Source organism: Vibrio sp. ZF57, from assembly GCF_001691235.1.
Lineage (GTDB): Bacteria > Pseudomonadota > Gammaproteobacteria > Enterobacterales > Vibrionaceae > Vibrio > Vibrio crassostreae_C.
Genome location: NZ_MAKD01000029.1, coordinates 24386 through 35191, shown reverse-complemented (window position 1 = coordinate 35191; position 10806 = coordinate 24386). Strand labels below are relative to the sequence as shown.

The 10806-nt window shown below is 45.0% G+C and carries 8 protein-coding genes; 2 read left to right on the top strand and 6 right to left on the bottom strand.

Annotated features, from left to right (window positions below; translation table 11 throughout):
• Nucleotides 1-59 precede the first annotated feature (59 nt).
• Nucleotides 60-950 carry an HTH-type transcriptional activator IlvY gene (gene ilvY / locus A6D97_RS03640; protein WP_065583844.1) on the bottom strand — a complete coding sequence of 297 codons (891 nt, stop codon included), beginning with the start codon at nucleotides 948-950 and terminating at the stop codon, nucleotides 60-62.
• A gap of 146 nt (nucleotides 951-1096) precedes the next feature.
• Between ilvY and ilvC the strand changes: the two genes are divergently transcribed.
• Complete coding sequence (gene ilvC / locus A6D97_RS03635) at nucleotides 1097-2581, top strand: ketol-acid reductoisomerase (protein ID WP_017061965.1); 1485 nt, start codon at nucleotides 1097-1099, stop codon at nucleotides 2579-2581.
• 162 nt (nucleotides 2582-2743) lie between these two features.
• On the opposite strand, the gene A6D97_RS03630 is transcribed toward ilvC, so the two are convergent.
• The 4 genes from A6D97_RS03630 to A6D97_RS03615 all read right to left on the bottom strand — a co-directional run bounded on the left by A6D97_RS03630 (nucleotide 2744) and on the right by A6D97_RS03615 (nucleotide 7955).
• Nucleotides 2744-2995 carry an accessory factor UbiK family protein gene (locus A6D97_RS03630; RefSeq protein ID WP_017061964.1) on the bottom strand — a complete coding sequence of 84 codons (252 nt, stop codon included), beginning with the start codon at nucleotides 2993-2995 and terminating at the stop codon, nucleotides 2744-2746.
• Between the two features lie 119 nt (nucleotides 2996-3114).
• A complete protein-coding gene (locus tag A6D97_RS03625; RefSeq protein ID WP_065583843.1) occupies nucleotides 3115-6237 on the bottom strand; it encodes a multidrug efflux RND transporter permease subunit in 3123 nt (1040 codons plus the stop codon).
• 11 nt (nucleotides 6238-6248) lie between these two features.
• The gene (locus tag A6D97_RS03620) at nucleotides 6249-7355 is read right to left on the bottom strand and encodes an efflux RND transporter periplasmic adaptor subunit (RefSeq protein ID WP_065583842.1); all 1107 of its coding nucleotides are present in this window, start codon (nucleotides 7353-7355) and stop codon (nucleotides 6249-6251) included.
• An 18-nt stretch (nucleotides 7356-7373) separates the two neighbouring features.
• Nucleotides 7374-7955, bottom strand: a complete 582-nt coding sequence (locus A6D97_RS03615) for a TetR/AcrR family transcriptional regulator (protein ID WP_017061961.1) — start codon at nucleotides 7953-7955, stop codon at nucleotides 7374-7376.
• Between the two features lie 180 nt (nucleotides 7956-8135).
• Between A6D97_RS03615 and rep the strand changes: the two genes are divergently transcribed.
• Nucleotides 8136-10154 (top strand): DNA helicase Rep, encoded by a 2019-nt coding sequence (rep, locus tag A6D97_RS03610; RefSeq protein ID WP_017061960.1) that lies wholly within the window; start codon nucleotides 8136-8138, stop codon nucleotides 10152-10154.
• 81 nt (nucleotides 10155-10235) lie between these two features.
• Here the strand turns inward: rep and A6D97_RS03605 are convergent, their stop codons facing one another.
• Complete coding sequence (locus tag A6D97_RS03605) at nucleotides 10236-10649, bottom strand: cytochrome c5 family protein (protein ID WP_017063036.1); 414 nt, start codon at nucleotides 10647-10649, stop codon at nucleotides 10236-10238.
• Nucleotides 10650-10806 lie beyond the last annotated feature (157 nt).

Genomic DNA, 10806 nt, shown 5'->3' with positions numbered 1-10806 from the left:
ACAATAATTCATCAATCTTAATTAGATCACATTTTTACTTTAATTGGTATTATAGATAACTAGTCTTGGAGGTATTTACCTTCAGCTACCTGCCAAAATGCTCTAATTAATGGATTTTCTAACTGCGATCGCTTACAGCACACTCCCAATTCAAACGGCTTGATTGGCTCTATTTTTAAGCGGTCGACTTTATCTCTCACAGGACTGTTGTTGATTACAACGTCTGGCGCAATACCAACACCACAACCAAGGGCAACCATACTGACGATCGCTTCATGACCAGATACCTGAGCGTAAATATTGGGTTTTATCTTCATCTTTTTGAACCACGCGTTCGCACGTTCTCGTGCAGTACCTGCTTCTGGGATGATAAAAGGTACTTCATTCCAGTTTGGTTTATCTGATTGCAGCTGCTGGCTAAAACTACTCACACCGGATGGGATGATGACTGACAGTGGTATATCGCTGATGGTTTCGAACTCTAATCTTGAGGGAAGAATGTCTGGCTTCGCTGAGATAGCAATATCTGCTCCATCATTTAAAATCTTGTCGATGGATTGAGCCGGATCGCCTGTAGAGAGCTTAAATTCAATGTACGGATGAATAGCTCTGAATTCGGTTATGAGCTCAGGTAGGTGGCTGTAACTAGCCGTTACCGAGCAAAATATGCGAATTTCACCTTTAAGTTCTTGCTCACCACCTTTCAGGTGAAGATTGTATTGCTGCCACTCTCCAACGATGCTTAATGCTACTGGCAATAGGTGCTTTCCTGCTGGAGTGAGATCAACACTGCGGTTGTCTCTGATTAGCAGTTCTTGTCCTGTTTCCTCTTCAAGCTTTTGTATCTGACGGCTCAGCGCTGAAGGACTGACGTGCATAGCAGCAGCGGTTTTGCTGAAACTCTTGCTGTCGCATAAATGTATAAATAATTGTAGAGATTTTATGTTCATGTTCTGCGATCGTTTCCATGTTGCATTTATTGCAATAACTAATTGTGAATATATCACTTTCAGCAACGGAGTGTCTGTTTTAGTATGAAGTCATTCGATAGAGAGATATCGACCTTACGGACTTATTTTTAAAGGAGTGCCCTAGAATGGCTAACTATTTCAATACATTAAACCTTCGTGAACAACTAGACCAATTAGGTCGTTGCCGCTTTATGGATCGTGAAGAATTCGCGACAGAAGCTGAATACCTTGAAGGTAAGAAAATCGTAATTGTTGGTTGTGGTGCTCAAGGCCTAAACCAAGGTCTAAATATGCGTGATTCTGGTCTAGACGTATCTTACGCTCTACGCCAAGCGGCAATTGATGAAAAGCGTCAATCATTCAAAAATGCTGATGAAAACGGCTTTGTTGTGGGTAGCTACGAAACGCTAATCCCTCAAGCAGACCTAGTAATCAACCTTACTCCTGATAAGCAACACACAAACGTTGTTGAAACAGTAATGCCTCTAATGAAGCAAGGCGCTGCTCTTGGTTACTCTCACGGCTTCAACGTTGTGGAAGAAGGCATGCAATTACGTGCTGACCTTACTGTAGTAATGGTTGCACCTAAGTGTCCAGGCTCTGAAGTTCGCGAAGAGTACAAACGTGGCTTCGGTGTACCAACACTTATCGCTGTTCACCCAGAAAACGACCCTAAAGGCGAAGGTTGGGATATCGCTAAAGCTTGGGCTGCAGGTACTGGTGGTCATCGTGCAGGTTGCCTAGAGTCTTCTTTCGTAGCAGAAGTTAAATCTGACCTGATGGGTGAGCAAACTATCCTTTGTGGCATGCTACAAGCGGGTTCTATCGTATCTTACGAGAAGATGATTGCTGATGGCATCGAACCTGGCTACGCAGGCAAGCTTCTACAATACGGTTGGGAAACGATTACTGAAGCACTTAAGTTTGGTGGCGTAACTCACATGATGGATCGCCTATCTAACCCGGCTAAAGTTAAAGCGTTTGAGCTTTCTGAAGAGCTTAAAGACCTAATGCGTCCGCTTTACAACAAGCACATGGATGACATCATCTCTGGTCACTTCTCTAGCACAATGATGGCTGACTGGGCGAACGATGACGTGAACCTACTAGGCTGGCGTGAAGAGACAGGCGAAACTGCATTCGAAAACTACCCAGCTTCTGACGTAGAAATCTCAGAGCAAGAGTACTTCGACAACGGTATCCTAATGGTTGCTATGGTTCGTGCCGGTGTTGAGCTAGCATTCGAAGCTATGACGGCATCAGGCATCATTGATGAGTCTGCTTACTACGAATCTCTACATGAGCTTCCACTAATCGCAAACACAGTTGCTCGTAAGCGTCTTTACGAAATGAACGTTGTAATCTCTGATACTGCTGAGTACGGTAACTACCTATTCGCTAACGTAGCAACACCGCTACTACGTGAGAAGTTCATGCCTTCAGTAGCAACGGACGTCATCGGCCGTGGTCTAGGTGAGACATCTAACCAAGTTGATAACGCTAAGCTAATTGAAGTAAACGAAGCTATCCGTAACCACCCTGTAGAATACATTGGTGAAGAGCTACGTAGCTACATGAGCGACATGAAGCGTATCGCTGTTGGCGGTTAATCTTCCAGTTCATCACTGAATAAAAATAGCCCTGAACATTTGTTCGGGGCTTTTTTATGCTTGCAACTATTTTACCGGTGAAGGCTTGATAGATTGAGGAAAAAATAAAGGCTTACCCGAAGGTAAGCCTTTATTCGAACTTGAACTGATTGAAAAAAATGACTATTTGTCTGAAAGCTTTGCTTCTAGTTCAGCCAGTTTTTGTTCCATTTCAGTGAGCTTCTGGCGAGTGCGAAGCAGTACTTGTGTTTGAACATCAAACTCTTCACGGCTCACAACGTCTAGCTTGTTTAGCTGGCCTTGGATAACCTGGCGAACTTTTTGGTCTACGTCTGAACCAAGCTCTTTTACTGGTTGAGGCATAGAATCGTGGATCTGCTTAGCAATCTGCTCTAATTTTTTTGGATCAAACATATCAATTAAAACTCCTGAATATTTACTACTATTCTATTTAATCACACTTGAGATGTCGCCTATGGCGTATAAAAAAAGGCCACCGAAGTAGCCTTTTTATTGTTAATACGACTTAGCGATTACTTATTATCAGCTAATTCTCTGTGTGCCGCTTTTGCTTCATCGACGCGAGCTAACTTTTCTAGGTCTTTGTCTTCAACAAATACAGGCAGAGGTTTGTGTTTTTCAGCCAAGTAGCTGTAAATCACGGGCAGTACAAATAGCGTGAAGAGAGTACCAATCGCTAGACCAGCAACGATTACGATACCGATACTGAAACGCTGAGCCGCACCCGCACCACTTGCGTACATCAGTGGGATTAGACCTGCGATCATCGCCGCCGTTGTCATCAGGATTGGACGAAGACGAACCTTCGCCGCTTCCATTACCGCTTCAATACGAGTCTTGTGATTGTGTAGCTGTTCTTCTTTCGCTACCTCACAGATCAAGATACCGTGCTTGGTAATCAGGCCGACCAAGGTGATCAAACCAACTTGCGAGTAGATGTTCATCGTCGCCGCACCCCAAGCTAGAGCTATTAGGGCACCACAAATCGCCAGTGGTACAGATACCATGATAACCAATGGATCTTTTAGAGATTCAAACTGAATCGCCAATACCAAGAAGATGATAGCCAACGCTAAACCAAAGGTCGCGTAAAGTGCGCTACCTTCTGTTACGTATTGGCGTGCTTCACCCATGTAGTCATGGTTATAGCCACTTGGAAGCTTATTGGCAGCTGTGTCTTCAAACCACGCAATTGCATCACCCATTGCAGCGCCTGGAGCCGGTACCGCACCAATCGTAGCCGAGTTCAATTGGTTGAAGTGAGGAAGAGAGCGAGGCTCAGCCACAACATCAATCGTGATTAAACTGCCTAGAGGAATTGCTTTACCATCTGCGCCACGAACATAGTAGTTGTTCATCGATTCAGGGTTTAGACGGAACTTACGTTCAACTTGAGGGATAACCTCGTAAGAACGACCATTCAAGTCGATACGGTTTACGTAACCATCAGACATCATAGTACCTAGAGTGATACCAATGTCTTGCATCGTCACGCCGTAAGCACCCGCTTTGTCTTTGTCGATATGGATCTTCATCGTTGCTGAGTCGTAGTTCAGGTCGAGATCTGAATATACAAACAGTGGGTTTGAAGATACATCAGCCAGAATATCAGTGGTGATTTGGAACAAGCTTTCAAAACTGTTTGGCGTTGTAATGACAAACTGAATTGGAAGGCCTGAACCTGCACCTGGTAGTTCTGGCATTTGGAACGCTGTTACCGCCATTCCAGGAACATCTTTCACCAAACCACCAACGCGGTTTGCTACTTCTGATTGGCTTGCTTCACGCTCACTCCATGGAACCATAGATGCAATACCAAACGCTTGGTTTGCATTAGGAATTCCAGTAAACACCTGCGCGTACGCTACTTCTGGCTGGTCAGACAGAATTGTGTTTACGTCGTTCATGGTATTTTGCATGAAGTCTAAGTTCGCATTCGAAGGTGCCGTACCCATTAGCATGATTACACCCTTATCTTCTGAAGGTGCTAATTCACTAGGGATGAACTTGAATAACATCGGCAAACTTGCAAATACGATGATAGCAAAGCCAATGAATACTGGACGATGCTGCATTACCGCGCCAAGCATACGCTCGTAACGGTTAGTCATACCATCCAGTACACCATGAACTTTCTGTTCAAACTTGCTTGGCTCAGCGTGAGCTTTCAGCATTTTTGAACACATCATTGGCGATAGCGTAAGTGCCACAATACCTGACACGAAAACCGAACCTGCTAGGGTTAACGCAAACTCTTTAAATAGCGAGCCTGTGATACCACCCATCATTGCGATTGGAGCATATACCGCACCTAGCGTTAGTGTCATTGCGATAACAGGGACCGCAATTTCACGGGTACCGATAATTGCCGCACGGAAAGGGGACTCCCCGAGCTTGATGTGCCGGTCGACGTTCTCAAGTACTACGATCGCATCATCTACCACTAAGCCGATGGCGAGTACCATTGCCAGGAGTGTCATCAGGTTCCAAGAGAAACCCATTGCCTGCATTACCATTGCCACACCAATCAAAGACAGTGGGATAGTAACGATAGGAATCAGTACCGCTCGGAATGAACCTAAGAACAAGGTGATTACGATCAATACGATTAATGCAGCTTCAAGGATTGTCTTGATAACCTCTTGAATTGACTCGTTAATAGCAATAGTTGAATCGTACATTACGTTCATAGAGATGTTGCTTGGTAGGTTCTTCTCTAGTTGAGGAAGAAGCTCAAGTACATCTGCAGCGATGTTGATTGGGTTGGCACTTGGTGCCGCATTGATCGCAGCAACAACCGCTTCCTGACCGTTTGCACTTGCACGGTAAACGTCGTGGCTTTTCTCTAGAGAAACCTTAGCGATGTCAGACAGACGAATAATCTCACCTTCACCACTTCTAACGACTAAGTTCTCTAATTCTTCAGTGTTCGATACTTGCGTGTCGGCACTGCCGTTATAAAGAACAAACTCGCCGGTTGCTTGACCTGTAGCCGATTGGTAGTTGTTGGCATTCAATACCGTCATTACATCACTAGCAGTTAGGTTAACTGCAGCCATTTTTGACGGGTCTAGCCATACGCGTAGTGCGTATTTCATGCCACCGTATAGGTCAACTTTCGATACACCATTTACCGTAAATAGCTGCGGGTTAATTACACGCTCTAGATAATCGGTAATTTGGCTCGACACCAACTCATCACTAGTAAAACCAATGTAGAGTACAGCTGTTGTTGAACCAGTCGACATGGTTACGGTTGGATCTTCCGCTTCTTTTGGAAGCTGAGAACGCACCGAGTTTGTCTTGGCCAGTATGTCAGACAGCGCTGCATTCGGGTCGGTGTTCAACTTCATGTTCACCGTAATCGTCGAGCTACCGAGTACAGAAGAGGAAGTCATATAGTCGATGTTATCCGCTTGCGCCACAGCCTGTTCGAGGGGTTGGGTGATAAAGCCTTGGATAAGATCGGCACTTGCACCGTAGTAACTCGTGGTTACGGTTACAACGGTATTCGTCATTTCAGGGTATTCACGCACCTGCATTTTGAAGATTGCTTGTAAGCCAAGCAGCGCAATCAAAAAGCTGATGGATACCGCTAGAACTGGACGTTTAATAAAAACATCAGTAAAGCGCATTGTACCTCCAGTTACAGCTTAGGTGTTTCAGATGGTGGAGTGATTGCATCACTTTCAACAACCTTAACTTTGGCGCCGTTACTTAGACGTACTTGGCCAGAAGTTACAACCGTATCGCCAGCTTTAACGCCTTCAAGGATGTGCGCGATATCTGCTGTGCGTTCACCAACTTTCACGACGTGTTGAGCAACACGCTGAACGCCGTCTTCTTCAGTCAGGATGTAAACATTGTCACCGTATAGAGTGAAAGTAATCGCTGTTTGAGGCAGAGTTACTTGATTCTCTAGTTTAGGCAGAATGATGTTAGCGCGAGCGAACATGCCGCTACGAAGTTTGCCATCATTGTTTGGAATATCTGCTTGAACTTGGATAAGACCACTTTGGATGCTAACTGCGGGTTCAATTGCACTAATAGAGCCTTCAAACGGTGTTTCTGGGTAAGCATCAACAAAGATGTCGACAGCTTGGCCTACATTGATACGAGAGATGTCGGTTTGAGAAACCGTGAAGCGAAGGCGCATTACACTGGTATCTTCTAAACGAACGATATCTGTACCCGATTGCAGGTATTGACCTAGGTATACGTTACGAATACCAACAGTACCATCGAATGGTGCGCGAATTTCGCGACGATCGATAGACGCTTTTAGACTTTCAATATCAGCTGAAAGAGAGAAGTAGTTAGCTTCTGCTTCATCGTACGCTTCTTTAGAAATAGAGCCTTTCTTGAATAGACCTTGGTAACGCTTGTATTTTGCTTTCGCAGCAGGCAAACGAGCTTCAGAACTCTTAAGGTTGGCTTTCTCTACGTCAGAATCAAGACGTACCAGTTGCTGACCACTCTTAACATCAGTACCCGATTCGAAAGAAATTTGGTCAATAACACCGCTGGTTTCGTTCGCTAGTGTCACACCTTGATTTGGTTCGATGAAGCCGATAGCTTCAATTACGGGAACCCAGTCGATCGGCTGAACTTCAGTTACCGTTACGGGAAACTCGGGTTCAGGGCGGTTGGCCATATACTCAGCAATTTTTTGTTGTTTGAACATGTTGAATCCAATAACGCTGCCAAAAAGCAATACAGCGATGAATAACATGAAGAAAGTCCACTTTTTCATTATGGTCAAAACTCCGATCTAGTGTTTAATTATTGCGTCCCAACTGGCTTCGATTGCAGATTCTAGTTCTGCCTCATCAAGTTGGTAAAATCCTAAAGAATGCTTGCGTGCTAGAGAAACACTAGCCGCCAAGCTCAATCCACCTAATACTTCATTGTTAAGTGGTTTAAACAATCCTTGTTCTTTCCCCTCATTAAATAGCAGCTCAACTTGGGCAAACATTTTACGTTCTAGTTCCCTGAAGTTTAGGCTATTTGTGATGGGTAGAGAGTCATACTGAACCCGATTTTTTATTGCGGCTAAATTCGTTCCTGCTAAGTTCCATATGTTCAACCACATAGTACGGTAGCGTTGTTTAATTGGATCCGAATCATTAACCCCTTGTTGAACAGCATCAGCTACTCTTTGAGTCACGAGCATTCGAACATCTTCTATCAAATGCTCTTTATCATCGAAGTAGCGATAGATAGTGCCTGCAGCCACTCCCGCTTCTTTGGCTAATTTTTGCATTGAAAGGCCTTGGAAACCGACCTCTGCAATTAGCTTTTCAGCTGCAGAAAGTATTTGCTGGCGTTTATCCCGAGGTGCATGAGTTGTCATATTTCAACCACCAATGAATGAACGTTCATTCATTATAGCCTAATAACCACACACATGTGCAACAAAGTTTTACATAATCAGCGTAAAAATCTTGTATAAGAGAACGTAGCATTCGTGCTGTTGCAGCATTATTATAGGCGCGCAATTGAATTCGCCCCTCTAGACCAAACTGAGAATCAAATGAAACTGAACCCAAGACAAGATGAAGCCGTGAAATATGTTTCGGGCCCCTGCTTAGTATTAGCGGGCGCTGGATCCGGTAAAACACGTGTTATCACCAATAAAATTGCTTATCTGGTTCAGGAATGTGGCTATAAGGCGCGTAATATTGCGGCGGTGACCTTTACTAATAAAGCGGCACGCGAGATGAAAGAGCGTGTTGGGCAAACTCTAGGTAAGGGCGAATCGAAAGGGCTGATTGTTTCGACTTTTCATACCATGGGCTTAACCATCATTCGCCGTGAATACAAAGCGCTAGGTTTGAAAGCGGGTTTCTCTCTGTTTGATGACCAAGACCAGTTAGCTTTGTTAAAAGAGTTAACAGAGAGACAGATCGATGGTGATAAGGATTTGCTACGCGCTTTAATGAGCACCATTTCGAATTGGAAAAATGACATGCTGACGCCAGATCAGGCGAAAGCACGTGCTCAAGGCGAACAAGAGCAGTTGTTTGCATTCTGTTTTGAGATGTACCAGAAACAGATGAAGGCATACAACGCACTCGATTTTGATGATCTGATCGCGATGCCTGTATTACTACTGAAAACCAATCAAGAGGTGCGTGAGCGCTGGCAGTCGCGTATCCGCTATTTACTGGTCGATGAATACCAAGATACCAACACCAGCCAATATGAGTTGGTTCGTTTACTGGTGGGAGAGCGTGGTCGCTTGACGGTAGTAGGTGACGATGACCAATCTATCTATTCATGGCGTGGTGCAAAACCGCAAAACTTGGTGTTGCTGGGTGAGGACTATCCAAATCTTCGCTTGATCAAACTCGAGCAAAACTATCGCTCAACCAGCCGAATATTACGTGCGGCGAACATCTTGATCGCCAACAACCCACACGTTTATGAAAAGTCACTATTCTCAGAGATCCCAGACGGTGAAAAGCTCAAGGTACTGAATGCTAAGAATGAAGAGCATGAAGCAGAGCGTATTACCGGCGAGATCATCGCCCACAAGTTTTTGAACCGTACTGAATACAAAGATTACGCAGTGCTTTACCGTGGTAACCACCAATCACGCTTGATTGAAAAAGCGCTGATGCAGAACCGTGTGCCTTACAAGATCTCTGGCGGTACCTCTTTCTTCGCGAGAGCCGAGATTAAAGACATCATGGCTTACCTGCGTGTGTTGGTGAACCCTGATGATGACAACGCCTTCCTACGTATTGTAAACACACCGCGCCGAGAGATTGGTCCGGTGACGCTTGAGAAGTTAGGCAGCTACGCCAATATGCGTGGCAAGAGCTTGTTTGAAGCCAGCTTTGAGATGGGCTTAGAGCAGACACTGACGGGGCGTGGTTTAGAAAATTTGCGCCGCTTCGGTGACTGGATTGTTCGTATCTCAGACAATGCCGAGCGTGGTAATACGGTTGAAGCCGTTCGTTCTTTGGTTCGTGACATCAACTACGAAGATTGGTTGTACGAAACCTCAGCGAGCCCGAAAGCCGCTGAAATGCGAATGAAGAACGTCTCTGATCTGTATAGCTGGATTGTGGCCGATCTTGAGGGTGACAACTACGATAAAGAAGAGAAAACCCTGCGCGAGGTGGTTCAACGTTTAACGCTGCGCGATATGATGGAGCGTGGTGAGGATGATGACGATGCAGATCAAGTCCAATTAATGACATTGCATGCATCGAAAGGTCTAGAGTTCCCATATGTATTCCTGATGGGTGCAGAAGAGGGCATCTTGCCGCACCAAACCAGTGTCGATGAAGGCAACGTAGAAGAAGAACGTCGTCTTATGTATGTGGGGATTACTCGAGCGCAGAAAGAGCTGACTTTTACTAAGTGTCGTGAACGTCGTCAATATGGTGAATTAATAAAGCCAACACAAAGCCGCTTCCTCGATGAGCTGCCGCACGATGATGTGGAGTGGGAAAGCGTTAAGAAGCCTCAATCCGCTGAAGAAAGAATGGAAAAAGGGCAGGCGCACATTGCGAATATTCGAGCGATGTTCAACAAGAAGTAATGCCCTACTTTAATCGCACTATATAGAAGCCAATAAAAAAGGTGACCATGAGGTCACCTTTTCTGAATCTGGCATTTTTAATTACAGACCGGCAATCATGTGCTCGATAGCATCTTTGATTTCGTCGTCTGAACAATCCATACATGAACCTTTCGCTGGCATCGCATTGAAGCCGTTGATTGCGTGGTCAGCTAGAATGTCGCGACCTTGAGCAATGCGAGGACCCCAGTCACCAGCATCACCTGTTTTAGGTGCGCCACTTACGCCAGATGCGTGACAAGCGATACAAAAGGTACCGTAAACTGCTGCGCCATCACGAGGGCCTGTTGGTTCTGCGGCTACTGGCTCGCTGCCGACTAGGTAAACTTGGCCAACTGGTTTGATGCGTTCAGCAATTGCATCGTGCTCCGCTTCGCTTAGGCCTGCAGCCATTGCGCCAGTTGAAAAGGTTAAAACTGCGATGACAACGCTTAAAATTCGACGAGACATATCCATTAAACTCACTTTACATTCCCAAGGTAAGTACATGCTTACCAATTTATAGTGTTGGAAGGGTGTTTTGGCTTTAACCAGCAAAGAGCAACTGTTAAACCAATGTAAATAATGGGTGATTATATCCCGATAAGTTGTTGCAATAAACAACAACTTATAA

Coding starts and splice junctions, on each gene's coding strand:
- ilvC (WP_017061965.1), top strand. CDS start 1,097: ATGGCTAACTATTTCAATACATTAAACCTTCGTGAACAACTAGACCAA.
- A6D97_RS03625 (WP_065583843.1), bottom strand. CDS start 6,237: ATGCGCTTTACTGATGTTTTTATTAAACGTCCAGTTCTAGCGGTATCC.
- A6D97_RS03605 (WP_017063036.1), bottom strand. CDS start 10,649: ATGGATATGTCTCGTCGAATTTTAAGCGTTGTCATCGCAGTTTTAACC.
- A6D97_RS03620 (WP_065583842.1), bottom strand. CDS start 7,355: ATGAAAAAGTGGACTTTCTTCATGTTATTCATCGCTGTATTGCTTTTT.
- A6D97_RS03615 (WP_017061961.1), bottom strand. CDS start 7,955: ATGACAACTCATGCACCTCGGGATAAACGCCAGCAAATACTTTCTGCA.
- rep (WP_017061960.1), top strand. CDS start 8,136: ATGAAACTGAACCCAAGACAAGATGAAGCCGTGAAATATGTTTCGGGC.
- A6D97_RS03630 (WP_017061964.1), bottom strand. CDS start 2,995: ATGTTTGATCCAAAAAAATTAGAGCAGATTGCTAAGCAGATCCACGAT.
- ilvY (WP_065583844.1), bottom strand. CDS start 950: ATGAACATAAAATCTCTACAATTATTTATACATTTATGCGACAGCAAG.